Below are 15,685 nucleotides of genomic sequence, written 5' to 3' on the forward strand. Positions count from 1 at the left end.
CCGGTCAGCTCTTTTCGCTTGGCTCTACATGAACGTGCACATCAAAGACATCATACTTTTCCATCAGCACATCTTCCACTTGTGAGGAAATCTTGTGTGCTTCTTTGAGCCCCATATTTGGATCGACAAGGATGACAAGGTCGATAACCATATTGTTGCCGTACGTTCTGCCGCGGATATCACGGACGCCTTCAACTCCTTTAACCGAAAGGACAATCCGATTAAACGAGTCTAGGAGTGTGTCGTCAAAACCATCAGATAAGTTATAAGATGATTCTCTGAAAATGTCCCAAGCCGTCTTGCAAATTAGAAGCCCGATCAGCAAGGCAATGACCGAGTCAAGCCACGGAAGATGAAGCTGCGCGCCAAAAATACCGACACTCGCGCCGACGCTGACCCAAGCATCGGATAAGTTATCTTTTGCTGCGGCCATGACAGATGCGCTGTTTGTCTTCATGGATAAGTTTTTGTTGTACCGATAAACGGCAAACATGACAACCGCGCAGAACAAGCCGATCCAAGCCGATAAAATATCCGGTGTTTCCTCATGTCCGGCAATTAATGATTTTCCACTGTCAAATAAGACCTGAATGCCGACCGCCATCATTACAAATGAGGTAAAAAGTGAGGCAATCGTTTCGCTTTTCCAATGCCCATAGGGATGATCACTATCTGCCGGCCGCTGTGAAAGCCGTAATCCGATCAGTACGGCGACAGATGCGACAATGTCCGTCACATTATTAAAACCGTCGGCGCGAAGTGCTCGTGATTCCATGGTAAAACCAATAAATAATTTAAGCACGGACAGGCAGAGATAAGCGGCAATGCTGATGATCGCGCCGCGCTCGCTTAATTTTAAATTCAAATATTTATCTTGAATCATTGTTCGTGTCACCTGCTTTGTCTCTTCGTCCTACAATTATGATAACCTATCTAAGATAATACGGAAAAACAGTTACGTAATGAAATGATATGTACACGAGCAGTATCGTCATAAAATGTTGAAATACAGCGCGTTTGATTCAGTAAAACGCAGAAAATCTATTCTCGGAGGTTTTTCGATGTTTGATAGCCCTTTTGGTACCTTTTTTGATGGCATGCCTGTCTTCTTCGTCATTGTTTTTGTAATCATCCTTGCGATTGTCGTCATCACATTGATAAGAAATATAATGACTTGGTCCTCTAATAATCAACAGCCGCGCCTGAATGTTGAGGCAACTGTCGCAGGAAAAAGAACAAGAACATCAGGTGGCAATCAGACAGCGGTATCCACCCATTATTATGTCACCTTTGAGGTTGCAAGTGGCGATCGGATGGAATTAAAGGTGAGCGGTCAGGCTTACGGATTAATGGCTGAAGGTGATCAAGGAACGCTGCAGTTTCAAGGAACGAGGTATTTGGATTTTCAGAGATCGACGGATCAAAGATCAGATGTTTAAAAAATCGCCGTTGTTAAAAATGTTTGGAAAATTTGTGTCAGTCCAAAAAATATCCTTGACTTCATTTTGCTTTTAATGGAAACTTATGGGGCACTACATTTTCGGTACACGTCAGAGGGCGAGTACGAGAACATAGGGAGCTGAGTAGAGTTGAGTAAAAGTACAGGTGTGGTAGCGGCAGGAACATTCGGGGAATTCGGAGGAAGCTATGTACCGGATGAGCTGCAACAGGTCTTGTCAAAAATAGCAGAAGCTTTTGACAAGTACAAGGATGATCCGGAATTTAACGAAGAGTTGCGCTACTATTTGAAAGAATATGTGGGCCGCGAGAATCCGCTGACGTTCGCAAAAAATCTTACTGAACAGGTTGGCGGCGCGAAAATCTATCTGAAAAGAGAAGATTTGAATCATACAGGGGCACACAAGATTAATAACACTATTGGCCAGATTTTGCTTGCGAAACGGATGGGCGCGAAAAGGATTATTGCCGAAACAGGAGCCGGCCAGCATGGTGTTGCGACAGCGACTGTTGCCGCCCTGTTCGGATTGCCTTGTACAATCTATATGGGCAAATACGATACGGAGCGACAGGCTTTGAATGTTTTCCGAATGGAGCTACTTGGTGCGGAAGTGGTGCCGGTGGAAAAAGGTCAAGGTCGTTTGAAAGATGCGGTTGATGAAGCACTGGGCGATTTGGTGCGGAATCATGAAACAACATTCTATTTGCTTGGTTCAGCTGTTGGTCCGCATCCTTACCCGACAATCGTACACCATTTTCAATCGGTGATCAGTGAAGAATCCAAACGCCAGATTCTGGAGAAGGAAGGCAAGCTTCCGGCAGCAGTCGTTGCCTGTGTCGGTGGGGGAAGCAATGCGATCGGCGCATTCGCACATTATATTGATGAGCCGATTGTCCGCCTTGTAGGCGTAGAACCTACTGAAGCGGCAAGTATCGCAGAAGGCGTGCCTGCCGTTATTCACGGATTCAAATGCTATGCGCTTGTTGATGAAAATAATAACCCGAAACCAACGTTCTCAATTGCCGCCGGACTGGATTATCCCGGTGTCGGACCGGAACACAGCTATCTAAAGGCTTCGGGTCGCGGTGAATACGTAACGGTTACCGGTAAGGAAGCACTTGATGCGTTCTTGACACTTTCCAAAGTGGAAGGAATCATTCCGGCATTGGAAAGTGCGCATGCCGTTGCCTATGCGATGAAGCTGGCGAAGACGTTGCCTAGGGACGAGAGTATTATTGTTAACCTGTCCGGCCGCGGCGATAAAGATGTGAAGCAAGTCTATGATATGTTAAATCAAGATTGAAAAATAAATACGAAATAGCTTCTAGGGTTCCGTTATTGACAAAAAAATAAGCCTGGACCGAGAGAAGATGATCCTATTTAGGTAAGGGTCACACGGAGGGATAAAAGCCCGGGAGAATGGTCGATACATTCTCTCGGGCTTTTTGTATAAATTGGAACGGTAACTTAATCTGAAAATTTCGTGCTGATCAACACGATCCAATAACAGAGTCTATAAAAAGGTGCAGGAGGAACATGAGATGCTTATCCATTCAAACGATCAAATCAGTGTCTTCCGCAGTTGTCTGCAAGAGACTGTGAGTGTTGTAATAAAAACAGAAGAAATGGTAATGGTTGTCGATCCAAATTGGCTGCCGCAAGAAGTAGAAGAAATAAGAGCATATGTTTATAAGATTTTAGGGCAAAGAACATTATATTTATTATTCACACACTCAGATTATGACCACATTTTAGGTTATAAAGCTTTTCCGGATGCCAAGGTAATCGCAAGCAGTGCCTTTGCAAACAGTAATCAAGAAAAGAAAAGCAACATTTTGACAGCAATCGAATCGTTCGATGACGAATTCTATTTATCTAGAAACTATGAACTCGTTTTTCCACAAGTGGATGTTTCATTTGAGAATGACGGGGAAACAGTAATGCTTGGCGGATTGACGTTAACTTTTTACAATGCGCCCGGCCACAACGATGACGGGATGTTTACCGTAATTGAACCATTGGGTATTCTGCTAGCCGGTGACTATTTTTGTGATGTTGAAATTCCTTATATTGATTACAGCGGCGGACTCTATGAAACAACCGTTTTAAAACTAGATGAACTACTGAACACCTTTGATATTCAGCTTCTGATACCGGGACACGGCAGCTTAACAAAAGACAAACAGGAGATGAAAAAAAGACAATTGGATTCGTTGAACTATATACGCGCAATGCGGCGGTTTATTAAACAAAACAATCAAGCCGCAATAGATCAATTGATTGCTGGATACAAATTTCCAACGACGATGAAAAAGGTTCATCAGGAAAATCAATTGCTATTGAAAAAAGAAATCGAGGTATAAACTTGAGTCATGAAAAGAACACTATGTTTTTATTCGTTTTCTTCTTAATTTAATGCGATCCTCATCAATTGGCTAAAGCGGCTGGTTTCTCAAAAAGAAACGCAGCATGTTTATTTCAATGAACATCTACAGAGAAAACATAATCTGAGTTGCCATGGGGCCAACGCGCATGTAGCAAGATCACATAACGACCCGGTTCTGACGGCAAGGTAAGTTGATTCTGTTTGATAAACAGCTTTTTTCCCTCACGGTCATTTTCCCATATGTGTGCGTATAGGTGAGGATGGGAGTGATTAGAAAAACTGATTTTTGCGATTGCACCTAGATGAACGGTAAGAGGTGTTAAATGCTTTGCAATGACAGATGGGGAGGTTGCATCAGCGACAAGAGCGCTATGATACAGGAATCCGTATTGCCATTCATAAGTACCTTTTGCAGCTTCTACCTGGATGTGATTAATCTTAATGACCGCTTCCGGAGGTGTTTTTTCACGAGAGCATCCGGTGACTGCCATAAACAAAATCATGATGAATACGGGGACAAACCAAAACTTTTTCATCAAATCCCTCCATTATTTATCCTTGTTTTTTCCATTCTAACCCATCTATTCCTTAAATGAATGATACAATAGAAAAAATAATGAAGAGGTGATCGGGGTGTTTGTTCATAAAATCGATGATGACCTGTCTCTGAAATTGATTGATTTAGGGGATGCGGAGCGAATTTTTGAGTTGACCGATCAGTCGCGAACCTATTTGCGTGAATGGTTGCCCTGGCTGGATTTTACAAAGACTGTGGACGATACACGCGCATTTATTCAAGCAACGTTGCGCGGATTTGGCGAAAGTCGTAGTATGACAACCGTAATCCTCTATAAGGGTGAAATTGCCGGAATTGCCGGATTCAACGAGATAAACCGAATGAATCGAACGGCGCAGATTGGTTATTGGCTTGGTGAGAAGTATCAGGGGAAAGGGTTAATGACACGGTCTGCCGGTGAGTTGACCGATTATGCGATCAATGAGTTGAATATGAACAAAGTAGAGATCAGAGCGGCCTCAGGAAATCAGAAAAGCCGCCATGTGCCTGAAAAACTCGGATTTTCACAAGAAGGCACCATTCGTCAGGCGGAATGGCTCTATGATCACTATGTTGATCACGTCGTGTACGGCATGCTGGCGTCGGAATGGAATAAAGAAGACGAATAATGAACGCCTATTATATGCGGTAAGTTATTAATAGTTACAGTAGGAGGAGGACAAAGAGTGAACAGTTTTAGCAACGATCAGCCTTCGTCAAAAGCCTTTTATCACTTGTATCAGACTACAGGATGGAATGATGAAGGCACATACAGCGAAGAACAGCTTTTCCGGGCGATCGGGAATAGTTGGCATATCCTTTGCGTTTATAACGATAATCAGCAATTGATTGGGTTTGCCCGCCTGATTTCAGATGGCGTTTACCAGACATTTCTTTGCGACCTGATTGTCCATCCGTCCTGCCAGCACATGGGCATTGGTTCGGAAATCGTTCGCCGTCTTATCGATCATTGCCGATCACAAGGCATGCACTGGATACAATTATCAAGCGCCATTGGAAAACAATCATTCTATGAAAGATTTGGCTTTAAAAGACGCCCTGATGAAGGGCCAGGTATGCAGCTGTTCCTATAGATTGTTAAATAGATGATCATTTAAAATCATAGACTAAATCAGATCACATTTATTTAAGAGGTGTCTTTATGTCTGGTCATGCGATAAAAGCACTGCTCATTGATTCTGGCCGAGTGCTGAATGGACCTGCTTCCGGACATTGGTTCATTTCCCCCAAATTCTATACTTACGTTGATCGAAAGACGTTTCAATCCATTTCATCGAGTAAACGGCAAAATGCTTTCCATCGTGCTTCTCAATACATCAGTCAGCAATCGCTCATTCAAAATGAAGAGGAAGAGTACGCACATTTTATTCATTTCTATTCTTTATTTTCTCAAAGTCTTCCGGAACTAGATTTAGATGAAATGAAGGTTCAAGCGCTTGCGGAAGACCTCGTCTATAACAGGAAAAAGTATGCATTTTTTAATGATGTTCTTCAGTGCCTGCCTGGGCTCAGCAAATCGTTCAAGCTGGCCGTTGTCTCAGATGCGTGGCCGTCACTAGAACCCGTGTTTGTCGAAGCGGGGATGAGAGACTATTTTTCATCCTTTATCATCTCATCAAAAGTAGGGGTAACCAAACCGAATCCGATGATGTACCGACAGGCATTGAACGAGTTGGAGGTGGCTCCTGAGGAAGCTCTTTTTATCGATGACAGTCTTCGAAACTGTGAGGGTGCGGAACAATTGGGAATTCGCTCGCTGCGTATGCTGAGAGATTGGCGGATGTACACATACAGGAAGCTGTTTAAAAAGGAAGTCTCCATAGTCCGTGATTTTTACGGAGTGATGAAGAGGTTGAACCAGCGATAAATTTTTTGATAAAAACGAGGGAGGCGATTCGATGTTTGAACGATTCGACAAGGAACTTCAGGAGATCAAAGAACAGTTGAGAAGCAAAAGAAAGTGGGAAGATCAGCTCGGCCGGTTAGAGGATGAAGCGGAGCAACAAGAAATCAAGCTGAACATGCTGAAGAAGATTCTGGACAAAGAAGAAAAAGATGTGGTGAAACTGGACTCGTTTAGTGTTTCCGCAATACTGTATACATTAATTGGGCGTAAGCTTGAAAAGATGGATCAAGAGAAACAGGAAGCGATTGCCGCAGAGTTGAAATATCAAGAAGCTTTACGAACAGCGGAAGATATGAAAAAAGAGCTTGCCGAGCTCCGCAACCAACTTGAAACGGTTCAGCATGCGGATGAAGATTATACCGAGTGGATGGAACAAAAAGAGCAGCTCATTCATGATGAACAGTCGCCGCTCAGCGCCGAGATTTATGTATTGGTCAACCAAGAGGCGGACCTTCGAGCAACGATTAAAGAATATGTGGAAGCAATCGAGGCGGGAAACCAAGCACGCAACTCGCTGGAACATGCACTGAAATCCTTGGGCAGCGCTGAAAATCTGTCGACTTGGGACATGCTTGGCGGAGGAGCACTGACGACAGCGATGAAACGCGGAAAAATGAATGACGCTCAGGATGATATTCATGACGCGCAGCAGGCATTACGCCGTTTTGAAAGTGAATTAAATGATGTTGGTGACGGTGCTCTGGCGGATCTTGACACGGGAAGCTTGCTCACCTTTGCTGATTACTTCTTTGATGGTTTTCTGATGGATTGGATAGTACACAGCAAGATTCAGGATTCGGAGTCGCAAACAAGGAACGTATTGCAAAAAACAAATGATTTGTTAGGCAGGTTGGATGAGCAGATCACGAAACTTAAAGGACAGCGTGATGCTGTGTCAAATCGGAGAGTCGCCTTGATTGAAAACGGGCAATAAACTCAGTTGATCTTAGCTGGTCTCACGATATCAAAATACTGAAGGTGTAACGAATAAGGAAAAAGTAGTAACAATCGATGAAAAGTCGTAACTCATTCATTTACACAAAATAGATTACATGCCCATAGTTTACATCTCTTAGCTCAAAATCATCGTTAAAAAATGCCTCCTCCGAAAATGAACAATTTCAGGAAGAGGCATTTATTCATTGCTTGAACTGCACATGCAGCCAGTTTCGGATATCAGTGACTTCACTCGAGATAACGCCATGAGCGGTTGGGTACTCATGGTATGCTGCTTCCAGCCCCTTACTTTCCAGAAATGCTTTGGTCGCCCGGCTAACTTCCAATGAGAAAAGCGGATCGAATTGGCCATGACCGATGAAAAACGACGGTTGCTCATCAAGAACGGTCTTTTTTGCCGCTTCAGCAGCGACATAGTCCGGCAAACGTCCGCTCAAAATAACGGCACCGTTCGACTTTTCCGGATACAGCAGGCTATAGGATAAGCTCAATATCGCTCCTTGGCTGAAGCCAAGAAAAAATCTCGGCTGTTTAAAGGAAAGCTTTTCCTCCTTCACCGTTTCATCAAAGAATGTATCAAGATCCTTCAATGTTCCATTAATGACTTCTTCCTCTGATTGTCTTGAAAAATCAGGCACATAATACGTGAATCCTGAACCGTAAGGACGATCACCCTGAACATCAATTTGCACAAAGTCTTTCTCGCCTTCTCCGGGAATCATAGTCAAGTCATAATAATTTGAACCGACACCGTGCATAGTAAAAAGAATCGGTGTTGAATTTGTAACGTTTTCCGGTTTGCTGATCTTATATAAATAGGTCATAGTCCCACCTCTTTCTGTTGTTACTCATAGCTTATTAACTAACAAAAAGTAAGTCAAATGATTGTTCCTAGATTGAGAAAAATAATTTTGAAGCGAATAACTAATGATTCGAATTTGGATGTACTTGATCCGTTCTATTTTTAATCTGGGAAAAGAGATCTTAAATTAATCAGCTATTTTCCCTTTCTGACTATGAGTTTATTCCTAGGATTTACCAAAAAAATATGTTCAGTTATCCGCTCATTTAAATTCGAACGATACAATTTTCTTTGTGGATAAATATCTTATCGATCACAGAGGAGTGGGTGAATTTGAAGTTCAGGCATGGAAAACAGGTCATGGCTATTGTCGCTGCATGTTGCTTAATGTTAGGAGTGTTTGTCGCTTTTCCGGGTTTTTCAACACAAGCTTCCGCCGAAAACCCTGAGCACATTGTGAAAAAAGTGATTCCAACCTTTACAGGAGATACCAAAACGACCAAGGGATTCTCCTGGTACACAACATTAGAATCAGATCGCAGCGATTTACAACTTGTGAAAAAAACGGGTAAAAAGAAACCTGATTTTAGAAAAGCGTTGAATTTTTCCGGGACAAGCTATGTATCGACGAATGATAGCGGTGAACGGGTCCACAAAGCTGAAGCGAAGAGACTAAAAGCGAACACCGAATACTATTATCGTGTCGGCGATAAAAAGCTGAATACATGGAGTGAAACGAGACTTGTAAAAACATCAAAAAAGAACGGCTCGTTCACCTTCCTCGAGCTAACAGATCCGCAGGCAAAAACGGAAGACGAGGGCAAGCTTGCTGCAGATACTTTTAATACGGCTGCGAAAACAGTTAAAGATTACGACTTCATGACCGTGACCGGTGACTTTGTTGACAATGGAGTGGTTGAAGACCAATGGGACTGGCTGATTAATAATAGTCAGAATGTATGGGGCAATACTACGGTTGTTCCTGTAGCCGGAAACCACGAAAGCAAAAACAATGCATTTATCGACCATTTTAACTTGAAGCCTGCAGCTTCGAACACAGACACGACGACAGGTGCCTATTATTCCTTTAATTACAGCAACACACATTTTGTCGTCCTTAATACGAATGAAGACTCTGAAGAATACCGTGACTTTACACCAGCCCAGGTAAAATGGATGACTTCGGATATCAAAAAAGCCAAAGCAGCAGGTGCAAAATGGACGGTTGTCTTGATTCACAAGGGGCCATATACAACATCCAACCACGCAACAGATTCTGATATTATCGATCCAAACGGGGTCAGAAATAAAATTGCGCCATTGATTGGCAAATTGGGCGTAGATCTAGTGATTCAGGGTCACGACCATATCTATGCACGAACAAAGCCGATAGATGGAGAAAACCAAGCGACCCAACCAACAAAAATAACTGAATGGTTAAATGGACAGCCGATTGAGTATTCTGTAAATCCAGATGGAGCGATCTACTTTATTCCGGCGACGGCAGGCCCGAAAGTGTATAAAAAGAACCAAGATCCGGTACTTGGCGATGCGTTCTACAGCAAATTCGAACGTGCTGAAGAAAATCATGCCTTGAAATATGGTCTGGATCCTACTGATCCAACCCGGCCGGTTCGCGGAGCCATCCAGAACTTTACCAGCGTTAAAGTTGAGAAAGACCGCATCACTGTTGTGGTTTATGAAATAGATCGAATCAAAGGCGGCGCTCCTTATATCGTCGATCAGTTCGGCATTGAGAAAAGCAAAAACGCTAAGCCTAGCAAATCAAAACAGCATCGTTAAGCGAAAGCTAAGCTTAATGATCAAGTAGGACGGGGGATGCCCTGTCCTTTTTTTTGTCTAACAATTAAGCCGTTTTTTCTATTTGTGCAGAATAACTGTGCTATCTCTATTAAGCATTATTACGTTTCCTGCTCTTGACGAACTCAGTGCCGATGATACCGAAGATTAAAATGATTAAGGAAATTTTGCTATAGTCTTTGAAAAAGGTTGTAAATGGAATATCCAATAAGCGCAAGATAAGTGTTAATATCCGACCGAACAATAAAAGGATGCCAAAGAAGAACAATAAGTTAAATATTTTTTCGAGTACGTACATGCTAATCCTCCTTTATCGGGATGGAGTATAAATGCTTGATGTATCCATTTAAAAAAGTTTGTTCTTTATGGTTACTTGCTCATTAGTGGTTAAGTTAAGTTTTCCAAGATACTCGTCTATTGTGTGATAATCTTCTTTAAACTGTATTAATGTCTTCTCCATGTTCTCCATGTCTGAACGTCCATAGTAGTCGGGAAGTTCAGGGTTCTTTTTCTTGGTTTCGCGAATGAGATGTCTTATGTAGGTGTAGGAAACTTGATAGTCAGCTAATATATCACTCGCACCGACACCGGCTGCGAGGAGCAAAAGGGCAGCAACGACACCTGTACGATCTTTACCAACCGCGCAATGGATCAAAACCGCGCCTTTCTGTCCGGCAATGATCCGCATAATCCGGCCTATAGCAGGAAAATCTGAAATGATTTCACCATAAAGCGCGGGAACACCGTCTTTAGATCCTGGATCACGGTTGCCAATCGCAAATGGGCAATGAAAATAATCGAAATCGGGTGAGAGCTCAAAAGCACTGGGATTTCTCTCAATTTCCGGTTTCGATCGGAAATCAATGGCGGCGGTGACATTTAGTTGTTTCAGGATTTCAGCATCTTCTATGCTTAAGACAAGCGGCGCGTCACTGCGCAAAATTCGGGCGTACGCTGTCATTTTTCCGTTGCCGGCGGGATAACCGCCTAAATCTCTTGTATTCATGGTGTGCGAAAGTGGAATGCGTTTCATTGAAATAAAGTCTCACCTTTCTCTTCATTAAATAGATGTTACTTATGTTTCCGAAGTTTTCTACGATGCGAAAAGTTAGTGCTTTTGCTGAATGGTCGTGACAACCTCAAATATTACTTTTACACACTTATATCAATTTGACAAACCTAAATCACCTCATACGTATTTAGGAGAAGGTGTATTTAGTTAAATTCGTATCCACATTCAAATTCAATTTTAGCGTAACGCATTCATCAAATCTCTGCAGATCTTATGTTTCATTATCAAAACCACATCGCAGAAATGAAATATGACTGATTTAATCGTCTGAGTTGTCTTCATGAAAAGTGCATAGACTACAGAAAAAAGCTTTTATTTATCCGATAACGGCATCATAATATGACCGATTTGTCATTAAAAGTTTGACAGAACCTTAGTACTAACACAATAATATCAGCCAAAAATTATGATATGATAAAGAAAAACTTGGCGAAGCCAAGTCTTCCACGCCGGCTAAGCCTTAGTTTTTCTTATACTAGGTACCGCTAATCTTTTATATTTTATACAATCTTATTTGTATAAAGAAAAACACAAAGTAAATGGGAAGAAGGGCTGCTGATGGAGAATAACGCATTGATGGAACGTGTGCTTCCTTTAGAAGGCGTGTACAATTTCCGAGATATGGGGGGATTGAAAGCGCGGGACGGACGGAAAGTGAAAAAAGGGTTACTCTTCCGTTCGGCGGAATTGACCGGAATGACCAGCAATGATAAAACAAATCTTAGGCCGCTGAATCTCAAACTCATCTATGATTATCGTGACATGGCGGAAGCAGTTGTGAAACCCGATCCGCAAATCGGAAATGAACGGCATGAACGTGTGGCCGTTAACGGACAAGATAAATCAACCGCCAAAGATGAGTGGGATCCGGAAACCTTTTATAAAACGTTCACGCGTGAGAAATTTGCTCAGGTTTACAGAGAGATGCCGATACAAAATGCTTCCTATAAACGCCTGATGCATCTTTTTGCAAAGCCGGAACAAAATTTGCCGGTCCTTCACCACTGTGCGGGTGGTCGTGATCGCACGGGAGTCGGTGCGATGCTACTCCTCCGCACACTGGGCGTTTCATTTGAAACGATTATGGAGGATTATCTGCTTTCGAACAAGACCTTGGTTGCCTATCATCAGGAATTGTTTGAAGAAGCCGCGCAATTTGTGTCCGGAGCGCAACTGAAACAATTTGAAGAAGGTTTTATGCTGAACGAACAGTATCTGGATGCATCGATTAATTCGATTTTCAGCACTTATGGCAAATTCGGCAAATACTTGGAAAAAGAATTTGGGATTACACGCACTGAGCGTGAAAAAATCAAGGATTACTGCCTTGAATAAGTTTCATCATCTACGGCTTTTCCTAAAATGGAAAGGTCGTATTTGTTTATTTTGTAAAATTGTGGTGCGTAATATCTAACTTTCGGTTACGAAAAGATTTGCTGAAGTTCATCAATACTTCTGTTTTGCTTACTAAGCCATTGTGAAACTGCAGGATCGCTGTCCAGATTCAAATGAAACCAGACTGGGTTAAGTCCTTTAGCGATAAGACTCTGCGTTCTATTTGTGTTATCTCTGATGATGTACTGGGCATCTAATCCGTTCTTCCCGTTCCATTTCATCACTGTATAACGGTGCTGGATAAGTTCTTCAAATGGAATTAATGGCTTTACTTCTGTTTCGAAAATTGTCTCCAAAGTGTTTAACATAGTGTCTCTTTTTGATTGAATTTGTGGGCATGGGTGGTAATAATCGCCTTTGCCGTTGTGTTTGCCGAATGCTAGTATGCCTGAGTCCGCTATTTGTTGCTGCCAAAGCTTTTTTGCTTCATGGAGATTATGCCATGATGTTTGTGAATGGATTCCCCATCCGATAAGCATCCATGGATGTCTCTGCAATTCATCTTTAGTCACGAGTGACTCAGTCAGCATAATCTTGTTTTCGTTGACCAGTTGTTCAAAATGGTTAATAGCATCCTCGGCTCTCGTTTCTTGCAAATGAAATAGATTATAGATCTGAAGTGTTCCTATTGGATGCCCCATATAAATTCTCTCAACGAACCTGATTAGTTGATCTAAGGTTGGGTCCGCTTTGATCTGTCCCATTGCTGCTCCATATTTTTTTAGTTGGGTATCTAAATTAGGATCAGTTTGTGCGAACTGTGCAGATCCTGGATTCAGCATCAGCACGGAACCTAGTGAACGACTTGAATGGCCCCATTGAATGTACGCAGATGTTCTGAAGACGAGTCCAAAACGGAAAATAAATCTGCCGAAAACCCGTGGATAGTCCATAGTTGTTGTCCCCCTATACATTATTTGAGATAAAGCGGTTTAGTTTCATTTTACATCCGAAATTTCCAGCCGGGAAATCTATAATAAAAAAGAACATAAAAGTACTGAAAGCTTGGTTGGAGTCTAAGTTGGAGTTTTAATGAATTTTTCGGATTAGATGAATGCTGAATGATGGAAAAGAGGATTTGGCATGCATGGCAACCGGTCACAAATTTAAAATAATATTTGGTTTCGTTTGACATATTTTCTACCAAGCGATTTTGATACATGTCAGAAGTTGATGGTATACTTAGTATAACTTGTATCACGCAAAGGAGAGTAAAGCCTATGATGACGTGGATTATTCTTGCAATCGCAGTAATTATTGTCATTTACTTTATTGCCCAATACAACGGTCTGGTGAAGCTGCGCAACTGGGTACAGGAATCGTTCAGCCAGATTGATGTTCAGTTGAAACGGCGCCATGACCTGATTCCAAATTTGGTTGAAACGGTCAAAGGTTATGCAAAACATGAAAAAGAAACACTGAATCAGGTAATTGAGGCACGGAATAAGCTGGTCAGCGGTACGCCACAGGAGCGAATCGAAGCAGACAACCAGATTGAAGGCGCATTGAAGTCAATCTTCGCACTGGCAGAATCGTATCCGGATTTGAAAGCGAACCAGAACTTTCTGCAGCTTCAGGAAGAACTAGCGACAACGGAAAATAAAGTGGCTTATTCACGCCAGCTGTATAACAAAACGGTAAAAGACTACAACATTAAAAGGGAATCTTTCCCGAGCAATATCATTGCCAAAATGTTTGGATTTCAAAGAGAAGAGTTGCTTACTATTCCTGAGGCGGATCGTGAAGTGCCAAAGGTTACCTTTTAATGGAGGCTGCTCATGCTCTATCAACAAATTCAGCAAAATAAGCGAAAGACCCTTGTTCTACTCACGTTTTTCTGTCTGCTGGTATTGGCGATCGGCTGGGCGGTTGGCTATTTTTTGAATGGCGATTCCATTTCAGGGCCGGTGATCGCAGCAGTCGTTCTCGCTTTTTATATCCCGATTACCTTTGCCAGCGCACGTGCGCAGGTACTTGGCATGGCTGGTGCACGTGAAATCAAGAAAAGTGACAATCCGATGGTGTTCAATGTTGTGGAGGAGCTGGCGCTCGCTGCTAATGTGCCGATGCCGAAGATTTACATTGTCGATGATCCGTCACCGAATGCCTTCGCAACCGGGATGAAGCCGGAATCGAGCGTGATCGCTTTCACCAGCGGCCTGCTGGATCGATTAAATCGCGAAGAAATCGCTGCGGTAGCTGCTCATGAGTTCTCACACATCAGAAATTATGATATCCGGTTGATGACGCTTTGCATCGCGCTCGTCGGAGTCATTGTCATTGTTGCCGATATTGGGCAGCGAATGTTTTTCTGGGGCGGGGGACGGGGCAACAAGCGAAATAATGAAAAATCAAATCCCATTTTTATGGTGATTGCGCTTGTTCTGATTATCCTCGCGCCGCTCGTCGCCCAGTTTGTCCAGCTAGCGGTGTCGCGCAACCGTGAATATCTGGCCGATGCTTCAGCCGTTGAACTGACCCGCGATCCGCAGGGATTAATCAACGCACTGAGCAAAATCAGCAGCGATTCCCAAGGCATGAAGCATGTAAAAGATGCCACTGCCTCGATGTATATTTCAAACCCATTTGGCAAAAAGCATAAGAAAACCAACTGGTTTGCCACTCATCCGCCAATTGAAAGCAGAATCGAACGGCTCAGGGCGATGTGAACGGGTTGAAAGATTAATAGATTTGAATAGAAAACATACGCCGCATGGATACACCGTGCGGTTTTTAGTGTTTATTGACGCTTCAAAATAAAAGCAGAACCCAGAAATAGGTGGGAATTACAAGAGAAGATGGGGAGATTCAAAGCTTTTTAATGTAATTATTTCCAATTTGAATTTTTTCTCCTAGTCTGTAAGACCTATTTGTATTACGTTTGCGTAACAGATATGTAAAAATGTTAATGGATGTAAGCATACGCTTTCATAACATCAGTTATTACAACAGATCATCGCGCGCAACGTGATGCTCCACGGAAGAGACTTCTCAATTAATTTTTGCGAAGTCTCTTTTTTATCGCGAAAGATTACGAGATTTTTTTACAAACGTAAAAATAATCCGTCAAAAAGACCTAGAAAATCCGCAGTTTCCGGAAGGGAAATTCCCTCTGATTTCCTTGATTTGGTGCATTGACGGTTTCGGCTGATACCAAGTATTCTTGTGGAGACCCATCAGCAGAAGCGCTGCTGGTTGAGCAGAGAACTCCGGATTTACCGAAGTCGCTACAACAGAGAGAAGCGGGCACATGATGTCTACTCAGGTTTCGGGAAATGGTGATCTCAAACTAACAGACAGGGAGAGGACA

Annotated in this window: 17 protein-coding genes and 1 riboswitch; of the genes, 11 read left to right on the forward strand and 6 right to left on the reverse strand. The window is 42.6% G+C overall.

Annotated features, from left to right (window positions below; all coding sequences use genetic code 11):
* Positions 1-4: 4 nt before the first annotated feature.
* Positions 5-883 (reverse strand): cation diffusion facilitator family transporter, encoded by an 879-nt coding sequence (locus tag P343_RS24385; RefSeq protein WP_023509384.1) that lies wholly within the window; start codon positions 881-883, stop codon positions 5-7.
* 178 nt (positions 884-1,061) lie between these two features.
* Here P343_RS24385 and P343_RS24390 point away from each other — a divergent pair, with 178 nt between their 5' ends.
* The 3 genes from P343_RS24390 to P343_RS24400 all read left to right on the forward strand — a co-directional run bounded on the left by P343_RS24390 (position 1,062) and on the right by P343_RS24400 (position 3,822).
* Positions 1,062-1,439: a DUF2500 domain-containing protein gene (locus tag P343_RS24390; protein ID WP_023509385.1), complete on the forward strand. Its 378-nt coding sequence runs from the start codon at positions 1,062-1,064 to the stop codon at positions 1,437-1,439.
* Between the two features lie 150 nt (positions 1,440-1,589).
* Complete coding sequence (gene trpB, locus P343_RS24395; RefSeq protein ID WP_023509386.1) at positions 1,590-2,762, forward strand: tryptophan synthase subunit beta; 1,173 nt, start codon at positions 1,590-1,592, stop codon at positions 2,760-2,762.
* A gap of 10 nt (positions 2,763-2,772) precedes the next feature.
* Positions 2,773-2,879: riboswitch (guanidine-I (ykkC/yxkD leader) on the forward strand.
* 121 nt (positions 2,880-3,000) lie between these two features.
* A complete protein-coding gene (locus P343_RS24400; protein ID WP_023509387.1) occupies positions 3,001-3,822 on the forward strand; it encodes an MBL fold metallo-hydrolase in 822 nt (273 codons plus the stop codon).
* Positions 3,823-3,937: 115 nt separating this feature from the next.
* Here P343_RS24400 and P343_RS24405 read toward each other — a convergent pair whose 3' ends face one another.
* On the reverse strand, positions 3,938-4,381 hold the full coding sequence (locus P343_RS24405; protein ID WP_023509388.1) for a hypothetical protein: 444 nt from the start codon (positions 4,379-4,381) through the stop codon (positions 3,938-3,940).
* A 97-nt stretch (positions 4,382-4,478) separates the two neighbouring features.
* Between P343_RS24405 and P343_RS24410 the strand changes: the two genes are divergently transcribed.
* From P343_RS24410 to P343_RS24425, 4 genes are all read left to right on the forward strand, one after another.
* Positions 4,479-5,030, forward strand: a complete 552-nt coding sequence (locus P343_RS24410; RefSeq protein WP_023509389.1) for a GNAT family N-acetyltransferase — start codon at positions 4,479-4,481, stop codon at positions 5,028-5,030.
* Between the two features lie 57 nt (positions 5,031-5,087).
* Positions 5,088-5,495, forward strand: coding sequence for a GNAT family N-acetyltransferase (locus P343_RS24415; protein WP_023509390.1), 408 nt, complete (start codon positions 5,088-5,090; stop codon positions 5,493-5,495).
* A gap of 68 nt (positions 5,496-5,563) precedes the next feature.
* A complete protein-coding gene (locus P343_RS24420) occupies positions 5,564-6,289 on the forward strand; it encodes an HAD-IA family hydrolase (RefSeq protein WP_023509391.1) in 726 nt (241 codons plus the stop codon).
* 31 nt (positions 6,290-6,320) lie between these two features.
* Positions 6,321-7,262 carry a coiled-coil domain-containing protein gene (locus P343_RS24425; RefSeq protein WP_023509392.1) on the forward strand — a complete coding sequence of 314 codons (942 nt, stop codon included), beginning with the start codon at positions 6,321-6,323 and terminating at the stop codon, positions 7,260-7,262.
* 205 nt (positions 7,263-7,467) lie between these two features.
* Here the strand turns inward: P343_RS24425 and P343_RS24430 are convergent, their stop codons facing one another.
* Positions 7,468-8,109, reverse strand: coding sequence for an alpha/beta hydrolase (locus P343_RS24430; RefSeq protein ID WP_023509393.1), 642 nt, complete (start codon positions 8,107-8,109; stop codon positions 7,468-7,470).
* 338 nt (positions 8,110-8,447) lie between these two features.
* On the opposite strand from P343_RS24430, the gene P343_RS24435 reads away from it, so the two are divergent.
* Positions 8,448-9,890: a purple acid phosphatase family protein gene (locus P343_RS24435; protein WP_152525262.1), complete on the forward strand. Its 1,443-nt coding sequence runs from the start codon at positions 8,448-8,450 to the stop codon at positions 9,888-9,890.
* Between the two features lie 109 nt (positions 9,891-9,999).
* Here the strand turns inward: P343_RS24435 and P343_RS24440 are convergent, their stop codons facing one another.
* Together P343_RS24440 and P343_RS24445 are read right to left on the reverse strand one after the other, a co-directional pair.
* Complete coding sequence (locus P343_RS24440) at positions 10,000-10,206, reverse strand: hypothetical protein (RefSeq protein ID WP_023509395.1); 207 nt, start codon at positions 10,204-10,206, stop codon at positions 10,000-10,002.
* Positions 10,207-10,254: 48 nt separating this feature from the next.
* Positions 10,255-10,941 carry a tyrosine-protein phosphatase gene (locus tag P343_RS24445; RefSeq protein ID WP_023509396.1) on the reverse strand — a complete coding sequence of 229 codons (687 nt, stop codon included), beginning with the start codon at positions 10,939-10,941 and terminating at the stop codon, positions 10,255-10,257.
* 597 nt (positions 10,942-11,538) lie between these two features.
* Here P343_RS24445 and P343_RS24450 point away from each other — a divergent pair.
* Positions 11,539-12,315, forward strand: coding sequence for a tyrosine-protein phosphatase (locus tag P343_RS24450; protein WP_023509397.1), 777 nt, complete (start codon positions 11,539-11,541; stop codon positions 12,313-12,315).
* Positions 12,316-12,401: 86 nt separating this feature from the next.
* Here the strand turns inward: P343_RS24450 and P343_RS0118585 are convergent, their stop codons facing one another.
* Entirely contained in the window at positions 12,402-13,268 is an 867-nt protein-coding gene (locus tag P343_RS0118585; RefSeq protein WP_023509398.1) for a DUF1643 domain-containing protein, read from the reverse strand.
* A 327-nt stretch (positions 13,269-13,595) separates the two neighbouring features.
* On the opposite strand from P343_RS0118585, the gene P343_RS24455 reads away from it, so the two are divergent.
* Both P343_RS24455 and htpX read left to right on the forward strand, forming a co-directional pair.
* Positions 13,596-14,141 (forward strand): LemA family protein, encoded by a 546-nt coding sequence (locus P343_RS24455; protein WP_023509399.1) that lies wholly within the window; start codon positions 13,596-13,598, stop codon positions 14,139-14,141.
* A gap of 12 nt (positions 14,142-14,153) precedes the next feature.
* Positions 14,154-15,044: a zinc metalloprotease HtpX gene (htpX, locus tag P343_RS24460; RefSeq protein ID WP_023509400.1), complete on the forward strand. Its 891-nt coding sequence runs from the start codon at positions 14,154-14,156 to the stop codon at positions 15,042-15,044.
* Positions 15,045-15,685 lie beyond the last annotated feature (641 nt).

This window comes from Sporolactobacillus laevolacticus DSM 442 (genome assembly GCF_000497245.1).
Taxonomy (GTDB): Bacteria; Bacillota; Bacilli; order Bacillales; family Sporolactobacillaceae; genus Sporolactobacillus; species Sporolactobacillus laevolacticus.

Bases quoted from the DNA above. Each gene is read 5' to 3' on its own strand.
- P343_RS24385 (WP_023509384.1), bottom strand. From the start codon at position 883: ATGATTCAAGATAAATATTTGAATTTAAAATTAAGCGAGCGCGGCGCG.
- P343_RS24390 (WP_023509385.1), top strand. From the start codon at position 1,062: ATGTTTGATAGCCCTTTTGGTACCTTTTTTGATGGCATGCCTGTCTTC.
- P343_RS24400 (WP_023509387.1), top strand. From the start codon at position 3,001: ATGCTTATCCATTCAAACGATCAAATCAGTGTCTTCCGCAGTTGTCTG.
- P343_RS24405 (WP_023509388.1), bottom strand. From the start codon at position 4,381: ATGAAAAAGTTTTGGTTTGTCCCCGTATTCATCATGATTTTGTTTATG.
- P343_RS24420 (WP_023509391.1), top strand. From the start codon at position 5,564: ATGTCTGGTCATGCGATAAAAGCACTGCTCATTGATTCTGGCCGAGTG.
- P343_RS24425 (WP_023509392.1), top strand. From the start codon at position 6,321: ATGTTTGAACGATTCGACAAGGAACTTCAGGAGATCAAAGAACAGTTG.
- P343_RS24430 (WP_023509393.1), bottom strand. From the start codon at position 8,109: ATGACCTATTTATATAAGATCAGCAAACCGGAAAACGTTACAAATTCA.
- P343_RS24435 (WP_152525262.1), top strand. From the start codon at position 8,448: ATGGCTATTGTCGCTGCATGTTGCTTAATGTTAGGAGTGTTTGTCGCT.
- P343_RS24440 (WP_023509395.1), bottom strand. From the start codon at position 10,206: ATGTACGTACTCGAAAAAATATTTAACTTATTGTTCTTCTTTGGCATC.
- P343_RS24445 (WP_023509396.1), bottom strand. From the start codon at position 10,941: ATGAAACGCATTCCACTTTCGCACACCATGAATACAAGAGATTTAGGC.
- P343_RS24450 (WP_023509397.1), top strand. From the start codon at position 11,539: ATGGAGAATAACGCATTGATGGAACGTGTGCTTCCTTTAGAAGGCGTG.
- P343_RS0118585 (WP_023509398.1), bottom strand. From the start codon at position 13,268: ATGGACTATCCACGGGTTTTCGGCAGATTTATTTTCCGTTTTGGACTC.
- P343_RS24455 (WP_023509399.1), top strand. From the start codon at position 13,596: ATGATGACGTGGATTATTCTTGCAATCGCAGTAATTATTGTCATTTAC.
- htpX (WP_023509400.1), top strand. From the start codon at position 14,154: ATGCTCTATCAACAAATTCAGCAAAATAAGCGAAAGACCCTTGTTCTA.